Origin of the sequence: Klenkia brasiliensis, assembly GCF_900100695.1 — a bacterium.
GTDB lineage: Bacteria > Actinomycetota > Actinomycetes > Mycobacteriales > Geodermatophilaceae > Klenkia > Klenkia brasiliensis.
Genome location: NZ_FNCF01000003.1, coordinates 153,573 through 170,373, shown reverse-complemented (window position 1 = coordinate 170,373; position 16,801 = coordinate 153,573). Strand labels below are relative to the sequence as shown.

The window sequence follows — 16,801 nt, the reverse complement described above, 5'->3', positions numbered from 1 at the left end:
GTGGCTGTCGGCCATGGCTCTTCCTGCTCGGGGACGGGACGACGGCGGACCCGGGCCCGCCGTCGCGCCGCCCAACGAACGGTGACGCGCAACCGTTCCTGGGTCCGCGCTGTGCGCCGGCGCACCCCGGACGGGTGAGGGGGACCGCGGCGGGGTGCACGGAGGAACTGCAGCGTCCGTTATTCGGGGCATGGCAGGACCGCGTCGCAGCCCCCGGCGCCCCGTCGCCGGTGGCCTGGCGCTGACGGCGGCGGCGGCCACGGTGCTGTACTGGACCCACCCGGCGCCGGCGTCGGCCGCCCCGTCCTGCCAGCAGGCGCACCTGCTGGTCAACACCGGGACCCTGTCCGGCGACGAGCGGCTGCTGCGGTACGACCCGACCGGCCGGCTGCGCGCCTCGGTCCAGGCCCAGCGCCCCTACGGCGACGTCGCCGTCCTGCCCGACGGCACCCTCTACGGCGTCGACCTCGACAACGGCTCGGACACCCTGTACCGGATCGACCTGGCCACCGGCGCCGAGACGGCCACGGTGCCCATCAGCGGTCCGCCCGGCCGCATGTACAACGCGCTGACCGCCGCCCCCGACGGCAGCCTGCTGCTGGGGGCCTACGCCGACGACGAGGTCCTGCGGCTGGACCCGGCCACCGGCGCGACGACCCCGGCGGCGACGCTCCCGGCCGGCTGGACGTCCGCCGGTGACTTCCTCACCCTCGCCGACGACCCCGACGACGACGTGCTGGCCGTGGTGGAGGGCAGCACCGGCGACGCGCTGGCCCGCATCCACCCCGACGGGACGACGACGGTGATCGGCACCGTGCCCGAGTCCTGGGGCGCGATGCAGTCCGGCGGGCAGGTCTACCTGGCCGGCAGCGACGGCACCGTCCGCCGGGTCGACGCCCTGCCGACGGCGGCGTCGACCGCCCCGCTGCCGACCACCGATGTGGTGGCGACCGGGACGACGCTCTACGGCGCCACGTCCGTCGGCGACGCCGGCCTCTGCGCCGACCTGGTCACCGACCTGTCGGTGTCCCCGGTCGACGGCGCGGTCGTCGACGCCGGCGGCACAGCGACCTACACGCTCACCCTGGACAACACCGACGGCGCGGCCGCCGCGCAGGTGGACACCGTGCTCGTGCTGGACGGCGTCCTCGACGACGCCGCCGTCGACGTGCCGGCCACCGCGTCCGCGGGCTCCGGGCTCCAGGTCTCCCCGCTCACCGGCGGGCGCATCGAGGTCGGCGGGCTGCTCCGGCCCGGCACCACCGCCACGGTCACCCTGCGGGTCCGGGTGACCCCGTCGGGGACCGGCGACCACCTGCTGCGTGCGCTGGCGGTGCCCTTCGGCACCCCGGTGCCGACCACCTGCGCGCCTAGCTCCCCGACGTGCACCGACAACCCGGTCGCCGACCTCGCCCTGACCCAGACCGGCACCCCCGTGGGCCGCGCCGGCGAGCAGGTGGCCTGGACCCACCAGGTCACCAACACCGGCCGCGCCGCGCTCACCGGGCTCGTCGTCACCCGGCCCGACGGCGGTGCGGTGAGCTGCCCGACCACCTCGCTGGCGCCCGGTGCCACCACCTCGTGCACCTCCACGAGCACCGCGGCGCAGGCCGACGTCGACGCCGGCACCCTGACCGGGGCGTCCGCGGCCCGTGCCACCCGCGGCGGCGCCACCCTGCAGGCCGTACCGGCGTCGGCGGCCGTGGCCGTGCCCGCGGCACCGGCGCTGACCCTGACCGCGACCGGCAGCCGGGTCGGTGACCGCGTGCGCTGGACCTACCTGGTCACCAACACCGGCACGGTCACCCTGCACGAGGTGGGCGTCACCGGGCCGGGGGCCACCGCGGCGAGCTGCCCGGTGACCGTGCTCGGGCCGGGTGCGGCCACCACCTGCACCCTCGACGTCGTCCTCACCGACGCCGACCGCGCGGCCGGTGCCGCCGCCGGCTCGGGCACCGCGTCGGGCCTGCCGCCGGGCGCCGCCGCACCGGTCCTCGCGACCGCGCAGGGCAGCGTGCCGCTGGTCGTGGCCCGCACCCCGCAGGTCGCGGACCTGCCGACCACCGGCGTCGACGGCACCCGCTGGACCGGGGCCGCGCTGGTGCTGCTCGGCGCGGGCACCGCCGCCCTCACCCTGGCCCGGCGCCGCCGGGCCTGACCCTGCTCAGCCGGCCAGCCAGCGGCGGGTCCAGCCCGCCTGGCCGCGGCGGTACTGCAGCCGGCGGCTGGCGGTGTCCGCCCCGCCGGCCCAGAACGTCAGCTCCACGGGGGCCACCCGGAACCCGACCCAGGACGGCGCCGGCGGCGACCCGCCGTCGGTGCGCACGTCGGCGGCCCAGCCCGCCACCCGGCCGGCGCGGTCGCGCGCGGCCAGGTCGTCGTCGTTGAGCCAGGCCAGCCGCCGCAGGTGGTCCGACCGGGCCGCCCACACCCGCGCCGCGGACGCCTCGGTGTCGGGGACGGCGTCGCCCCGCACGACCAGCTGGCGGGTGAACCCGGGCCAGGTGAGCACCAGCGCCGCCCGGGGGAGGACGGCGATCTCGGTGACCTTGCGGCTGGACCGGTGGGTGTGGAACGCGAACCCGGTGCGGTCGGCCGCGCTGACCAGCACGGTGCGCGCGTCGGGGTAGCCGTCGGTGCCCGCGGTGGCCAGCACCGCCTGGGGCCGCTCGGGGTCGTCGTCGGCGGGCAGCCAGTCGGCGACCAGCACCCACGGGTCGTCGCCGGGGTCGGCGTCGGCCTGCAGGTCGATCACCGCACGGCGCCCTTGGTGGGCCCGCCGTAGTCGGGGTTCAGCTTGCCCGGGTTGAGCAGGCCGCGGGGGTCGGTGCGCCGGGCGGTCTCGACCGTGCGGGCCAGCTGGAAGTCCACGTTCCACTGGTGCGGGTCGTGCACGCCCACGCCGAGGGCCTCCAGCGCGGCGATGCCCTCGCGCACCTGCTCCGGGCTGCGGTAGACCCCGGCCAGCATGCCGATCGGACCGGAGTGGCCGACCTCGTTGTGCAGCAGCGCGCCCTCGAACACCTGGTGCACCTCGTCGACCCGGTCGACCAGCGCCTGGCCGCCGACCTCGAGGTGGAAGTACACGCCCGGGGCGCTCTTCTGCAGCCACTCGATGGGGTGGTTGTAGCTGAGCACGCTCAGGCTCAGCGGCACCTGCGGGCCCTCGCGCACGTCCTCGACCCGCCCGCCCGCGGCCGCCACGACCGCGCGGGCGGCCTCGACGGTGGAGGCCTCCAGGATGCCGCGCACGCTGGCCCGCCCGGCCGGGAAGGCGGGGTCCTCGGGCAGCGCCGCGGTGATCTCGGGGGTGTCGGCGGAGACCAGCCGGGGCGTGGGCTCCAGCTCCCCCAGGGCGACCATCACGGCCTGCGCGGTGCGGAAGTCGTCGCAGCTGGCGTAGAAGCCCACCCACTCCTGCAGCGGCTCCAACCGCACGGTGGCGCGGGCGATGACCCCCGCCGTCCCGTAGTTGTGCACGTAGGCCTGCGCCTCCTCGCCCTCGACGTGCACCAGGTCGCCGGAGCCGTCGGCGTGCACGACGTCCAGCGCGGCGACGAAGCCGGCGTCGTTGGTGCCGTGCACGATGCTGCCGGTGCCACCCGACCCGCCGGCCAGGAACCCGCCGAGCGAGCTCTGCACGGTGGACGGGTACATCCACAGCTGCTGCCCGGTGGCCTGCGCGGCCCGCTCGCAGGTCACCATCGGCGTCCCCGCCTCGGCGGTGAGCAGGCCGTCGGTGACCTCCACGACCGCGCGGGCGCGGGAGAGGTCCAGCACCAGGCCGCCGGCCATCGGGATGCCCTGGCCGTAGTTGCCGGTGCCCTTGCCGCGCGGGGTGACCGGCACGCCCAGCCGGACGGCGGCGGCCACCGCCTGGGCGGCGAGCTCGGCGGTGGTGGGGAAGGCGACCAGGTCGGCGACCCCCAGGGGCAGCAGCTCGCTGATGATCGGGCTCATCCGCGCCCCGTCGACCGACACCCGCTCGCGCACCCGCAGCTCGCTGCTGACGTTGCGCTCGCCGAGCAGCGCGGCGAGCTCGGTCTCCAGCTGGGACAGGGCGGTGGGGGCGGCCGTCGTCGTCACGCCGTGGACGGAACCGCACCGCGGTTACATCCGTGTGACCCTTCTGCGTCATCTGCACCCGGCGGGCCCGACGTGTGCAGGATCGGCCGGTGAGCTTCTTCTCCGACGTCGAACGCGACCTGGTGGTGGCCGGTCGCACCCCGCTCGCCGACGGCGTGCTGGGCCTGGACCTGGTCTCCCACAACGGTCGCGACCTGCCCGCGTGGACGCCCGGCTCGCACCTGGACCTCCTCGTGCGCCCGGGTCTGGAGCGGCAGTACTCGCTGTGCGGGGACGTCGGCGACCGGGCCACCTGGCGGGTCGCGGTGCTGCGCGAGGCCGACGGCGGGGGAGGGTCGCGGGCGCTGCACGACGAGGTCGAGGTGGGCCAGCGGCTGCGGGTGCGCGGGCCGCGCAACCACTTCCCGTTCGAGGTCACCCCCGGCACCCGGTACGTCTTCGTGGCCGGTGGCATCGGCATCACCCCGCTGCGCGCGATGCTCGCCGCCGCCGACGCGGCCGGGGCGGAGTGGACCCTGGAGTACGCCGGCCGCTCGCGGGCGCGGATGGCCTTCGCCGCCGAGCTGGCCGCCGCCCACCCCGGCCGGGTGCGGCTGCACGTCGGCGACGAGGGCGACCGGCTCGACGTGGCGGCGCTGGACGTCGACGCGGCCACCGCCGTCTACGCCTGCGGGCCGGCGAAGCTGCTCGACGCGCTCGAGGCCGCCGCCGCGGGTTGGGCGGGCACCCTGCACGTGGAGCGGTTCGAGGCCAAGGAGTTCGGTGCCCCCGTGTGGCCGGACCCCTTCGAGGTGGAGCTGGCGCTCACCGGCACGACCGTCGTCGTCGAGCCCGGCACCTCGGTGCTCGACGCCCTGGCCGCCGAGGGGGTCGATGTGCTGTCCTCCTGCCGGGTGGGCACCTGCGGCACCTGCGAGACGCCGGTGCTGGAGGGCGAGGTCGAGCACCGCGACTCCGTGCTCAGCCCCGGCGAGCAGGCCGACGGCACCGCGATGATGGTCTGCGTGTCCCGCGCCGCCGGCCCCCGGCTGGTGCTCGACCTGTGACCGCGTCCCGGTGAGCGCCCCCGCCTGCCCGAAGGCGATGACCTACGGGCCGTGCGGCGGGGTGGCCGAGGACGGCAGCTGCGAGGTCGCCCCCGACCCGTGCGCCTTCCTGCCGCTGCCCACGGTGCGTTGGCCCCGTGAGCGGGAGAGCCGTCCCGGACCCGAGCCGCGCCTGCTCGCCCTCATGCGGCAGCGGCCCGTGGTGGTCGCCGACCTGCCCGCCGTCGCGCTGTCCCGCGGGTCGCTGGAGCGCTGCACCGACCTGGTCGCCGGCCGGGTGGACGCCGTCCTGCTGGGCGACCACGCGGCCGCCCGGGTGCAGTTCCCGCCGGCCTACCGGGCCGCGCTGGTGCAGTCCCGCGGCGTCCCCGTCTGGCAGGGGCTGAACTGCCGGGACCGCAACCGGGTCGCGCTGGAGGGCGAGCTGGCCGCGCTGGCCGACCTCGGCGTCGGCGCGGTGCACTGCGTGACCGGCGACCACACCGCCACCGGCGACCGGCCCGACGCCCAGCCGGTCTTCGACCTGGACTCCACGCAGCTGGCCGCCGCTTCCCGCGCCGCCGGCCTGCTGGTCTCGGTGGGGGAGACCCCGCACGGCCCGCCCGCCGACCGCCGCCCGCAACGGCTGGTGGAGAAGGTGCGGGCCGGCGCCGAGGTCTGCTTCGTCGACCACGCCGGCGGCCCGGCCGAGCTGGCCGACTTCGTCGCCGCGGCCACCGACGCGGGCGCCGACGTGCCCTTCGTCGCCTGCGTCGCGGTGGCCACCGATCCCGGCTCGGTCGCCGAGCTGCGCCGCTTCACCGGGCTGCGGCTGCCCGCCGGCTACCTGGCCGCCATCGAGTCCGCCCGCGACCCCCGCCGCGCCGGGGTCGCCGCGGCCGTCGAGCTGGCGGAGGCCTACCTCGCCGTCCCCGGGGTGCGCGGGGTCGACCTGTCCGGGGTCGCCGCACCCGGCACCGAACCCACCACCGCCGCGGCCCTCGCGGAGATCGGGAGAGCCCTCGGATGAGCCTGCTGCTGCGCTCGGTCACCACCGTCGACGGCGACGTCGTCGACGTCCGCTGCGCCGACGGCACCGTCGCCGACGTCGCCCCGGTGCTGGCCCCCGCGCCGGACGACGAGGTGCGCGAGCTCGCCGGGTTCCACCTGCTGCCCGCCCCGGCCGAGCCGCACGCCCACCTGGACAAGGCGCTCACCAGCCACCGGGCACCCAACCGCACCGGCGACCTGGCCGGCGCGATCGAGGCGATCCGGGCCATCTCGGCCGGTTTCACCCACGCCGACCTGGTCGACCGGGCCACCCGCGCCGCGCACGAGTACCTGGCCAACGGCACCACCGCGATCCGCACCCACGCCGACCTGGGCGCGCACACCGGCCTCCGGCACGTCCGCGCGCTGCTGGAGGTCCGCGACGCCCTCGCCGGCCTGGTCGACGTCCAGGTGGTGGCCCTGTGCAGCGCGCCGTGGACCCCGGAGGACGCCCGGGACAACGGCCGGCTGCTGGAGGAGGCGGTCGACCTGGGCGTCGACCTCGTGGGCGGCGCGCCGCACATGTGGCCCGACCGCACCGCCGGTCTGGACCTCTCCTTCGACGTCGCGCAGCGCCGCGGCCTGCCGCTGGACCTGCACACCGACGAGACGCTGGACCCGACCGCGCAGGGCCTGCTGCACCTGGCCCAGCGGGTGCGGGCCACCGGCTTCGGCCACGGCGCCACCGCCAGCCACTGCGTCTCCCTCGGCGTGCACCCGCTCGAGGTCGCCCGGGCCACCTCCGCCGAGGTGGCCGCCGCCGGCGTCGGCGTCGTCGCGCTGCCGCAGACCAACCTGTACCTGCAGGGCCGGGAGTCCACCGTGGCCACCCCGCGGGGGCTGACCGCCGTCCGGGCGCTGCTGGACGCCGGCGCCGTGCTCGGCGCCGGCGGGGACAACCTGCGCGACCCGTTCAACCCGATGGGCCGGGCCGACGCGTGCGAGGCGGCGTCGCTGCTGGTCACCTCCGGGCACCTGTCCACCCGGGAGGCCTGGGACGCCGTGAGCGCCGGTGCCCGCCGCTGCATGGGCCTGCCCGTGCCCACCGCCGTCCCCGGGTCGGTCGCGGAGTTCCTGGCTGTGCGCGCCGAGAGCCTGGACGCCGCGGTCGCCGGGGCCGGCACCGACCGCGTCGTGGTCTCCCGCGGACGGGTGGTCGCGAGCACGCAGGTGCAGCGGGTGTTCCCGGGGAGGGTCGTGGCCCAGTCGTGACCAAGCAGTCGGTCGCGTTCACCGACGGGAGACGCAGGCGAAACAGACCGCGCCCATCGTGACTGCGTCGCCCGGGAGAGCCACCGGGCGACGGGACCGGTCCCACCGCGCGGACCGGTGCCCCCGCAGAACGCACCGGAGGTGACCGTGAGCGCACCTGCGCCCGCCGCCCCGTCCACCGCGACGACGGCCCCCGCCACCCGGGTCCTGGAGTTCACGGACGTGGCCCGCCAGTTCCCCGACGGCACCGTCGCGCTCGAGGGCGTGCACCTGACCATCGACCGCGGTGAGTTCGTCACCGTCGTCGGCCCGTCCGGCTGCGGCAAGTCCACCCTGCTGCGGATCGCCTCGGGCCTGGACGCCGCCAGCGCCGGCACCGCCCGGGTCGACGCGCAGCGCATCGGCTACGTCTTCCAGGACGCCACCCTGCTGCCCTGGCGCAGCGTCAAGAAGAACGTCGAGCTGCTCGCCGAGCTGCACGGCATGAGCAAGACTGCCACCAACCAGGCCGCCCTGGACGCCATCGAGCTGGTCGGGCTGCGGGGCCACGAGAAGAAGCTGCCCCGGGCGCTGTCCGGCGGCATGAAGATGCGCGCCTCGCTGGCCCGCTCGCTCACCCTCGACCCGGACCTGTTCCTCTTCGACGAGCCCTTCGGCGCGCTGGACGAGATCACCCGCGAGCGCCTCAACGACGAGCTGATCCGGCTGTTCGTGACCAAGGGCTTCGGGGCGCTGTTCATCACGCACTCGGTGTCCGAGGCGGTCTACATGTCGACCCGCGTGCTGGTCATGAGCGGGCGGCCGGGGCACATCGTGGAGTCCTTCCAGGTGCCCTTCGGCCCGGACCGCACACCGGAGCTCCGGTTCACCCCCGAGTTCGCCAAGCTCGCCGGCGAGGTCTCCCACGCGCTGCGCGAGGGCCACTCGTGACCGCCACCCTGCCCGGTCAGACCACCCCCTCCGAGGAGACCGCCGTGACCTCCACCCTGGAGAGCCCGACCGCCGAGGCGGTCGCCACCGGCACGACCCCGGCGCCCGTCGTCCGGCGCCGCCGCGGCCGCAGGGCGATGAACCTGGCCCTGCCGGTCGTCGTGTTCGCCGCCCTCATCGGGGTCTGGTACGCCATCACCTACCTCGTGCTGGACCCGGGCCGGCGGTTCCTCATGCCGGCCCCGCACACGCTGATCACCGACGCGCTGCTGGACCCCACCATCACCGAGAAGGTGTGGCCGGCCCTGGGGCGCTCCATCGTGGTCACCTTCACCGGCCTGGCGATCGCGATCGTGATCGGCATGCTGTGGGCGATCGCGATGAGCCAGAGCAAGGCCGTCGAGAGCTCGCTGTACCCCTACGCCGTCGCGCTGCAGTGCATCCCGATCCTGGCCCTGGTGCCGCTGATCGGGTTCTGGTTCGGCTTCGGCTTCCCGTCGCGGGTCATCGTCTGCGTGATGATCGCGCTGTTCCCGATCGTGTCGAACACCCTGTTCGGCATCCAGTCGGTGGACCGCGGGCACCACGAGCTGTTCACCCTGCACAAGGCCAGCCGCCTCACCCGGCTGCTGAAGCTGCAGCTGCCCGCGGCCCTGCCGGCCATCTTCGCCGGGTTCCGCATCTCCGCCGGCCTCTCGGTGGTCGGTGCGATCGTCGGCGACCTGTTCTTCAAGCAGGGCGAGCCCGGCCTGGGCATCCTGCTGTCGAACTTCAGCTCCCGCCTGCAGGGCGCCCCGCTGTTCTTCACCATCGTGGTCACCGCCGCGCTGGGCTTCGCGGTGTTCTTCCTCTTCGGCTGGCTGTCCAAGCTCGTCGTCGGCAGCTGGTACGACCAGTCCCGCGACCGCTGAGCCCGTCCCTCAGCGCAGCCCCCTCTCCCAGACCGCACCACCCGGGGCGTCCGTCGCCGTCCGCCCCGGTCACCGTCACCCCGAACCCGAGGTGCCGGCCCGACCCATCCCCAGGAGCACGTGTGCGCATCACCCGTTCCACGACGGCCCTCGCGGCCACCGCCGTGCTGGCGCTGACGCTGTCCGCCTGCGGCAGCGACGACGGTGGCTCGGCCGCCGCCGGTCCCTCCGGCGAGGTCGGCAGCAACGACCTGGCCGCCGCCGGCTGCCCCAGCAACATCGTGGTGCAGACCGACTGGAACCCCGAGGCCGAGCACGGTGGCCTCTACGAGTCCCTGGGTGACGACTACGTGGTCGACGCCGGCAGCAAGTCGGTGAAGGGCACGCTCATCGACAGCAACGGCGACTCCACCGGCGTCACCCTGGAGATCCGTGCCGGCGGCCCGGCCATCGGCTTCCAGACGGTCACCTCGCAGATGTACGCCGACACCGACATCAACCTGGGCTACATCGCCACCGACGAGGCCATCCAGCTCTCGGACACCCAGCCCACCACCGCGGTGCTGGCCCCGCTGGAGAAGTCGCCCACCATGATCATGTGGGACCCCTCGACCTACCCCGACGTGGAGTCCATCGCCGACCTGGGCACCGAGGGCGTCACCGTGCGGTACTTCGAGGGCTCGGCCTACATGGCCTACCTGACCGGCGCGGGGATCCTCAACACCGACCAGATCGACGGGTCCTACGACGGCACCCCGTCGGGGTTCGTGGCCGCCGCCGGCGAGGTCGCCCAGCAGGGCTTCGCCTCCGCCGAGCCCTACATCTACAAGAACGAGGTCGAGGCCTGGGGCAAGGACGTGAAGTACCAGCTCGTCTACGACGCCGGCTTCCAGCCCTACCAGTCCTCGATCTCGGTGCGCTCCGGTGACCTGGAGTCGATGTCGGGCTGCCTCACCGCGCTCGTCCCGCTCATGCAGCAGGCCGACGTGGACTACCTCGCCGACCCCTCGCGGGTGAACGACATCATCCTGGACCTGGTGCAGCAGTACGACACCGGCTGGGTCTACTCCCAGGGCGTCGCCGACTACTCGGTCGAGACCCAGAAGGAGCTCGGCCTGGTGGGCAACGGCCCCGACGACACCCACGGCAACTTCGACACCGACCGGGTCGACACCCTGATCGAGCAGACCACGCCGATCTTCACCGAGCAGGGCACCCCGCCGAAGTCCGGCCTGACCGCCGACGACCTCGTCACCAACGAGTTCATCGACGACTCCATCGCGGTCCCGTCCAGCTGATCCACCGCACACCCGGCGCCCGTCACCCCACCCGGGGTGGCGGGCGCCGGTGCGTTGCGCGACCGGAACGTCGGGGAAACGTCCGGGTCCGAGGATCGGCGGCATGCGGATCGACACCAACCTGCTCGGCGCGGTCGAGATGCTCGACGCCGGGATCGACGGCCCGCCGGCGACGCAGCGGCGCTGTGGCCGGGCGGACGTCGCCGCGGCCTACGAGGACTTCGTCGCCCTCGCCGAGGCCGGGGACCGGCTCGGCTACGACACCATGTGGTGGACCGAGCACCACTTCCAGCACGAGGGCTACGAGGTCGTCGGCAACCAGATCCTGCTGGGCCTGTGGTGCGCGGCCCGCACCCAGCGGATGAACTACGGCCAGATGTTCAACATCGTCCCGCAGTGGAACCCGCTGCGGCTGGCCGAGGACTTCGCCACCGCCGACCTGCTCACCGGCGGCCGGATGCGCTTCGGCGTCGGCCGGGGCACCGTGCCGCGCGAGATGGAGACCCTCGGCGCCAGCATCGAGAGCAACGACAACGGCATGGACACCGGCGCCGAGCAGCGCAACCGCGAGGTCTTCGCCGAGGCCATGGAGGTCATCCGCACGGCCTGGGCCAACGACCGGTTCGCCTACTCCGGCAAGCACTTCACCCTGCCGCCGGCCGGCATCCCCGACCGCGGCGGCGTGGTCACCGACCTCACCCTCGTGCCGAACGTGCTGCGGCCGGTGGAGGTCTACCAGGCCTGCACCTCACCGGCGACGGTCCGGTACGTCGCCGAGCACGGCCACACCGGCGTCTACGCCTGGCAGTCGCCGGACACGATGGCCCGTCGCTGGGCCGAGCACGCAGCCCACGCCGAGGCCGCCGGGCGCACCCTGGCGCCGGGGGAGGAGCGGATGCTGGTGCTGCACGTGTGCATCGGCCGCACCCGCGAGGAGGCCATGGCCGCCGCCCGGCCCAACCACGAGGAGGTCGTCAAGCTGCTGGCGCCCTACGGCCGCTACAACAGCTACGACCTGCCCGAGGGCTGGACCTCCAAGCCGCACGACTTCGCGCCCACCCTGGAGGAGTCGGTGCGGCAGCGGATCTGGGCGGTGGGCACCGCCGACGACGTCGCCGAGGTCATCGACGAGTACCGCACCAAGCTCGGGATGACGACGATCTCGGTCGCCGTGGACGGCCCCGGCACCACCCGGGAGAGCATCGAGGAGCAGCTGACGTGGATGGCCGAGGACGTCGCCCCGCGTCTGGGCGTGACGATGACCGGCCCGTCGTGACCTCGACCGCGCTGGACACGATGGTCGACGGCACCACCATGCTGGCGGCCCTCGCCGCCGGCGACGTGTCGGCCGAGGAGCTCACCCGGGCCCACCTGGACCGGATCGCCGGCCCGGGCGCGGCGGTCAACGCGCTCGTCGCGGTCGACGCCGACGGCGCGCTGGCCACCGCCCGCGCCCTGGACGCCGACCGCGCGGCGGGCCGGCCGCTGGGCCCGCTGGCCGGTCTGCCGATCACGGTCAAGGACTCCGTCGACGCGCTCGGCCTGCCCAGCTCGCACGGCCGCCCGGACGACCGGCGGGTGGCCACCGCGGACGCGCCGGCCGTGCGCCGGCTGCGGGAGGCCGGCTGCGTGGTGCTGGGCAAGACCAACGTGCCGGTGTGGCTGGCCAGCATGCACAGCGAGAACGCGCTCTTCGGCGCGACGGTCAACCCGTGGGACCCGACCCGCTCCAGCGGCGGCTCCAGCGGCGGGTCCTCGGCCGCGGTCGCCGCCGGCCTTGGCGTCGCCGACCTGGGCAGCGACCTGGCCGGCTCGCTGCGCGTGCCGGCCGCCTGGTGCGGCCTGTTCGGCCACCGGCCCAGCAACGGTGCGGTGTCCAAGCTGGGCAACCTGCCGTGGCCGGACGGCGGCCTGCTGGAGCCGATGGTGAGCGCGATCGGCCCGTTCGCCCGCTCCGCCGCCGACGCCGCGGCCTTCAGCGAGGTGCTCCTCGGCGCGGAGGGGATCGAGGCCGTGGGCTGGCAGCTGCGGCTGCCCCCGCCCCGGGTCACCTCGCTGACCGGCCTGCGGGTCGGCGTGTGGCTCACCGACCCCGTCGCCCCGGTCGACCCCGAGGTGACGACGGCCATCCGCGGCTTCGCCGACGCCCTGGCCGGGGCCGGCGCCCACGTCGCCGAGCTGGCCGACCCGCCGGTGGGCGGGGCCGACGACCTGGCGCTGTACCTGCGGCTGCAGTCGGCGGAGATCGTGCACGGGTTCGACGCCGACGACCTTGCCGCCGCCGACGAGCGGTACCACCAGTCGGTGTGGGCGGCGCTGCGCGACCTGGAGGCCCAGCGCGCCGCCACCGCCCGGTGGGCGCGGACGTTCACCGGCGTGGACGTCGTGCTGTGCCCCGCGGTCTCCCGGGTGGCCACCAGCTACACCGCCGACATGACCGCGCCGGGGACGGTGCTGGTCGACGGGCGCGCGGTGCCCATCGACAGCGTCTGCGACTGGGCACGGCTGTCCAGCCTGGGCCGGCTGCCCGCCACCGTCGTCCCGCTGGGGCCGGGCGAGGTCAGCGGGCTGCCCGTCGGTGCGCAGCTGCTGGGGCCCTACCTGGAGGACCGCACTCCGCTGGCGGTCGCGTGCCTCGCCGAGCAGGCCGGGCTCGTCGCCTTCAGCCGCCCGCCCGGCTGGTGAAGTCGGCCTTGCGGATGGTGGCGTGCACGCCCTTGACCACGTCGACCACCTGGCTGATCCGGAAGTCGGTCGCCGCCGACAGGTAGGCGTAGGCCAGCGAGGCGTCCATGCCGAACCGGGCCTGCAGCAGGGCGACGGCGGCGCGCACGCAGTCGGCGACGGCCAGGTCGAGGTCCTCGTCCATCCCGGTGGGCACCAGGAACTCCGCCGTCTCCGCCAGCGGCCCGGCCAGCTCGCCGAACCGGGCCAGGGCGTCCTCCCGGGCCACCACGTCCAGCCGCACCGTGGCCCGCAGGCTCGCCTCCATCGCGGTCAGCGACACCTCGCCGTCCCCCTGCGCGAAGTGCGGGTCGCCGACGTAGGCCAGCCCACCGTCGGCCTGCACCGGCAGGTACAGCGTGGACCCCGCGGTCAGCAGTGCGATGTCGACGTTCCCGCCGTGCCGGCCCGGCGGCACGGAGTGCGGCCGCTGCGACCCGGCCACCGCCACGCCCATCACGCCGAGGAAGGGCCGCAGCGGGAAGGCCACGGTCGGCTGCGCACCCGGGGTCAGCGGGAGCAGGCCGTGCCCGCCGTCCTCGCTGACGGTGGCGAACGCGCTGAAGACCGGCGCCCCGCCCAGGGGGTGCTCGCCGACCAGCACCCCCTTGCCGTGGCGGTTGGAGATGACCCCGTAGGGCACCCGCGGGGTCGCGTCCAGCAGCGTCATCGCCAGCAGGTCCCCGACCTGGGCGCCGGCGACCGCGACCGGCCGGCTCACCACGTGCGGGCCGTCCACCCCGAACCGGTGCGGGTGCTCGCTGGCGGCCAGCGCTACGGCGTCGGCGAGCACCTCGGTCACCCCGTGCGCGCTGAAGAACGCCGCCGGGTCGCGGCCCTGGTCCTCCAGGATCCCCTCGTGGCTGATCGTGTCGAAGGTGACCGCGGTGCCCGGTTCCACCTCCAGCACCGGCTCGTCGGCCGCGCACGGCAGCCGGCCCCACAGCACGTGCTCGGGCGACGCGGGCAGGTGGACGTCGCCCACCACCGGGCCGGTGCCCGGCTGCAGGACCCTCACGCGGCGAGGTCGGCGGCGATCCGGGCCAGCCGCTCGTGCACCTGGGACTCCACCTCGCCGGCCTGCGGGTCGACCAGGTCGGCGCCGTGCGCCACGGCCTCGCCGCCGACCCACACCGAGCGCAGGTTGCGCAGCGAGCAGGCCAGCACGTAGGTGCCGACGGCGTCCCAGACCGGCCCGGTGTCGGGACGGCGGGGGTCCACCACGCAGAAGTCGGCGTACCGGCCGACCCGCAGCGAGCCGACGTCGCCGTCCACGCCCAGGGCCTCCGCGCCGCCGCGGGTGTGCATCATCAGCACGTCCCCGACGGGCGCGGCGGTGGGGTCCTTGTACTGCGCGCGCAGCAGCGCGATGCCCGTGCGCATGTTGTTCCACGGGTCGGCGACGTCGGTGCAGGACTGGTCGTCCAGGCCCATGCCGACCCGCATGCCGGCCGCCCGGATCTCCGGGATCGACGCCACCCCGCTGGCGAGGCGGCCGTTGCTCATCGGCTGCCAGCTCATCGCGCAGCCGGCCGCCGCCGCGGTCGCGATGATCTCCGGCGTCGTCTGGATGAAGTGGCCGAACACCAGCTGCGGCGACAACGCCCCGGACTCGGCGTACCAGGCGAACTTCGAGCGCTGCAGGTCCAGCATCTCGGCGGTCTCCAGGAAGTGCGCCTGGTTGACCAGCCCGTACCGGCGCATCACCTCGGTCTCCAGCGCGGCGGTGTCCGGGGTCGGCGCCCACTGCACCGCCCCGCTGACCGCCACGCCCAGCAGCAGCGAGGGGTCGGCGTCCGTGGCGGCCTTGACGGTGTCCTCGACGTGGGCCAGCGCCTCGGCCCGGGGCACGTGCCCCTGGGCCAGCATCACCGAGTGCAGGCTGCGCAGCCCGGCATCGGTCTTGGCCCGCAGCTGGGCGTGCTGGCGGTCCAGGGACGGGATGCGGTCGCCGAAGCTGGCGATCGCCGGGTCGAACTGCAGGCCGCCGTCGGTGAAGTCGTAGGCGGTGGTGATCCCGTTGCGCAGGAAGTCCTGGGCGCCGTGCCGGGTGCACCAGTACATGTCCTCCGGGCAGGCCGGCAGCACGTAGCGCAGCATCGCCTCGATCCAGCCGTACAGCGTGGAGTCCATGCCCAGGCCGCGGCTGCCCGAGGTGAACAGGTGGCTGTGCGCGGAGACGAAGCCGGGCCCGATGATCGTGCCGGTCGCGTCCAGGACCTCGGCCGCCTCCGCGACCTGCTCCGGCGTGGGGTCGCCGGGCTCGACGGCGGTGATCCGGCCGTCGTCCCCGACGGCGAACCAGCCCGTGAACGGGTCGGGCCGCTCCGGGTCGACGGTGAGCAGGGTGGCGCCGTGCACGAGCAGCTGGGTGGTCATCACGCTTCCACGGCGGTGGTCGGGTGCGGCGCCGGGATCCAGGCGCCGGTGACGAGCTCGGTGTACATCCGGCGCAGCAGCAGGCTGTTCTTGTCCGCCTTGGCGTGGGCGTTGAGGTGCTGGGCCAGCGGGAACTCGTCGGGCAGCCGGTCCAGCAGCGCCTTGTCCTCGAGCTCGACCTGGTGGTCGAAGGCCCGGATGTCGGCGGCCGGGCGGTCGGCCTCGGTGTCGGTGCGCAGCACGACCTGGTGGATGGTGCAGCGGCGGTCGTCGACCGGGGTGATGGCCTTGAGCATCACGTGGCCCAGGCCGTCGGGGTAGCGGATGAGCAGGTGCATGAAGAAGGGCAGGTGCACCTGGCTCCAGGTGTGCCGCACCGTCGCGCCGTCCTCGCCCGGGCGGCCCTCGACCGGGACGTCGGTCCAGGTGATGAGCCCGTAGGGGGTGCGCTGCACGTTCTGGTCGGTGAGCTCGGGGTTGTCGGGGTTGCCGAAGCTGTTCATGTGCACGAAGGCCACGTGGCCGGGGTCGATGTTGTTCTCGACCAGGTGCATCGCGGTGCAGTCGAAGTCCCACGAGCCCTCGGGCACCTGCCGCCAGGCGGGGTCGTCCCACTCCACGACCTCGGGGATGTCGGCGAGCGGACCGCCCTCGGCGTCGGTGGCCAGGCAGACCCAGACCAGGCCGTACCGCTCGGTGCTGCGGACCATCGTCAGGCCCGACTTGGTGGGGTGCGGGGAGTCCGGGAACTGCGGGATCCGCTGGGTCAGGCCGTCGCGGTCCCACTCCCAGCCGTGGTACGGGCAGACCAGGTGGCAGTCGGCGACCCAGCCCATCGACAGCGGGGCGTCGCGGTGGGCGCACCGGTCGTGGGCGACGCTGACCGGGCCGGTGGGGTCGGGGCGCCAGACGACGAGGTCGGTGCCGAGCACCGTGCGGTGCAGCGGGGCGGCGCCGCGCCGGCCGGGCTCGACGTCGGTGCGCACGTCGTCGACGGCGCACACGGCGTACCAGAAGCGGCGGAAGACGGGGTGCTCGGACAGCACGAGGTGCTCGGGTCCGGCATGGCGGGTGGTGCGGGGCTCCTGCAGGGCGGTCATGGTGGTTCCCGGTGGTGACGCGGGCCGCTCGCGCCGTTCGCGCGGCCCCGCGGTGCACGCTGCCGGGCGGTCGTTGCGGCCCGGTT

At 75.0% G+C, this 16,801-nt stretch carries 14 protein-coding genes; 9 read left to right on the top strand and 5 right to left on the bottom strand.

Going from position 1 to position 16,801, the window contains the following annotated elements; translation table 11 throughout:
- Positions 1-190 precede the first annotated feature (190 nt).
- Entirely contained in the window at positions 191-2,158 is a 1,968-nt protein-coding gene (locus BLT39_RS09440; RefSeq protein ID WP_091062132.1) for a DUF7507 domain-containing protein, read from the top strand.
- A 6-nt stretch (positions 2,159-2,164) separates the two neighbouring features.
- Here the strand turns inward: BLT39_RS09440 and BLT39_RS09435 are convergent, their stop codons facing one another.
- On the bottom strand, positions 2,165-2,755 hold the full coding sequence (locus BLT39_RS09435) for a pyridoxine/pyridoxamine 5'-phosphate oxidase (protein WP_091062130.1): 591 nt from the start codon (positions 2,753-2,755) through the stop codon (positions 2,165-2,167).
- Positions 2,752-4,086, bottom strand: a complete 1,335-nt coding sequence (locus tag BLT39_RS09430) for an FAD-binding oxidoreductase (protein WP_091062127.1) — start codon at positions 4,084-4,086, stop codon at positions 2,752-2,754. Before BLT39_RS09430 ends, BLT39_RS09435 begins: the two co-directional genes overlap by 4 nt.
- 89 nt (positions 4,087-4,175) lie before the next feature.
- On the opposite strand from BLT39_RS09430, the gene BLT39_RS09425 reads away from it, so the two are divergent.
- The 8 genes from BLT39_RS09425 to BLT39_RS09390 all read left to right on the top strand — a co-directional run bounded on the left by BLT39_RS09425 (position 4,176) and on the right by BLT39_RS09390 (position 13,197).
- On the top strand, positions 4,176-5,132 hold the full coding sequence (locus BLT39_RS09425; protein WP_091062125.1) for a PDR/VanB family oxidoreductase: 957 nt from the start codon (positions 4,176-4,178) through the stop codon (positions 5,130-5,132).
- Positions 5,133-5,142: 10 nt separating this feature from the next.
- On the top strand, positions 5,143-6,141 hold the full coding sequence (locus BLT39_RS09420) for a methylenetetrahydrofolate reductase C-terminal domain-containing protein (RefSeq protein ID WP_091062122.1): 999 nt from the start codon (positions 5,143-5,145) through the stop codon (positions 6,139-6,141).
- Positions 6,138-7,373 carry an amidohydrolase family protein gene (locus tag BLT39_RS09415; protein WP_091062120.1) on the top strand — a complete coding sequence of 412 codons (1,236 nt, stop codon included), beginning with the start codon at positions 6,138-6,140 and terminating at the stop codon, positions 7,371-7,373. The genes BLT39_RS09420 and BLT39_RS09415 overlap by 4 nt, the downstream gene beginning before the upstream one ends.
- A gap of 147 nt (positions 7,374-7,520) precedes the next feature.
- Complete coding sequence (locus BLT39_RS09410; RefSeq protein ID WP_091062943.1) at positions 7,521-8,303, top strand: ABC transporter ATP-binding protein; 783 nt, start codon at positions 7,521-7,523, stop codon at positions 8,301-8,303.
- Complete coding sequence (locus BLT39_RS09405) at positions 8,300-9,214, top strand: ABC transporter permease (protein WP_242658280.1); 915 nt, start codon at positions 8,300-8,302, stop codon at positions 9,212-9,214. Before BLT39_RS09410 ends, BLT39_RS09405 begins: the two co-directional genes overlap by 4 nt.
- Before the next feature lie 122 nt (positions 9,215-9,336).
- Positions 9,337-10,512 carry a nitrate ABC transporter substrate-binding protein gene (locus BLT39_RS09400; RefSeq protein ID WP_091062118.1) on the top strand — a complete coding sequence of 392 codons (1,176 nt, stop codon included), beginning with the start codon at positions 9,337-9,339 and terminating at the stop codon, positions 10,510-10,512.
- Between the two features lie 103 nt (positions 10,513-10,615).
- Positions 10,616-11,788 (top strand): LLM class flavin-dependent oxidoreductase, encoded by a 1,173-nt coding sequence (locus BLT39_RS09395; protein WP_091062117.1) that lies wholly within the window; start codon positions 10,616-10,618, stop codon positions 11,786-11,788.
- Positions 11,785-13,197 (top strand): amidase family protein, encoded by a 1,413-nt coding sequence (locus BLT39_RS09390; RefSeq protein ID WP_091062115.1) that lies wholly within the window; start codon positions 11,785-11,787, stop codon positions 13,195-13,197. The genes BLT39_RS09395 and BLT39_RS09390 overlap by 4 nt, the downstream gene beginning before the upstream one ends.
- Here BLT39_RS09390 and BLT39_RS09385 read toward each other — a convergent pair.
- The 3 genes from BLT39_RS09385 to BLT39_RS09375 are packed head-to-tail and all read right to left on the bottom strand — an operon-like array spanning position 13,175 to position 16,715.
- The gene (locus tag BLT39_RS09385) at positions 13,175-14,254 is read right to left on the bottom strand and encodes an acetamidase/formamidase family protein (protein ID WP_091062113.1); all 1,080 of its coding nucleotides are present in this window, start codon (positions 14,252-14,254) and stop codon (positions 13,175-13,177) included. The two genes, BLT39_RS09390 and BLT39_RS09385, sit on opposite strands and share 23 nt — an antisense overlap.
- Positions 14,251-15,615 (bottom strand): amidohydrolase family protein, encoded by a 1,365-nt coding sequence (locus BLT39_RS09380; RefSeq protein WP_091062939.1) that lies wholly within the window; start codon positions 15,613-15,615, stop codon positions 14,251-14,253. The genes BLT39_RS09385 and BLT39_RS09380 overlap by 4 nt, the downstream gene beginning before the upstream one ends.
- Positions 15,615-16,715 (bottom strand): Rieske 2Fe-2S domain-containing protein, encoded by a 1,101-nt coding sequence (locus tag BLT39_RS09375; RefSeq protein ID WP_091062111.1) that lies wholly within the window; start codon positions 16,713-16,715, stop codon positions 15,615-15,617. The genes BLT39_RS09380 and BLT39_RS09375 overlap by 1 nt, the downstream gene beginning before the upstream one ends.
- Positions 16,716-16,801 lie beyond the last annotated feature (86 nt).

Excerpts from the sequence above, each read along its gene's own strand:
- BLT39_RS09440 (WP_091062132.1), top strand. The coding sequence starts at position 191 with ATGGCAGGACCGCGTCGCAGCCCCCGGCGCCCCGTCGCCGGTGGCCTG.
- BLT39_RS09375 (WP_091062111.1), bottom strand. The coding sequence starts at position 16,715 with ATGACCGCCCTGCAGGAGCCCCGCACCACCCGCCATGCCGGACCCGAG.
- BLT39_RS09380 (WP_091062939.1), bottom strand. The coding sequence starts at position 15,615 with ATGACCACCCAGCTGCTCGTGCACGGCGCCACCCTGCTCACCGTCGAC.
- BLT39_RS09415 (WP_091062120.1), top strand. The coding sequence starts at position 6,138 with ATGAGCCTGCTGCTGCGCTCGGTCACCACCGTCGACGGCGACGTCGTC.
- BLT39_RS09395 (WP_091062117.1), top strand. The coding sequence starts at position 10,616 with ATGCGGATCGACACCAACCTGCTCGGCGCGGTCGAGATGCTCGACGCC.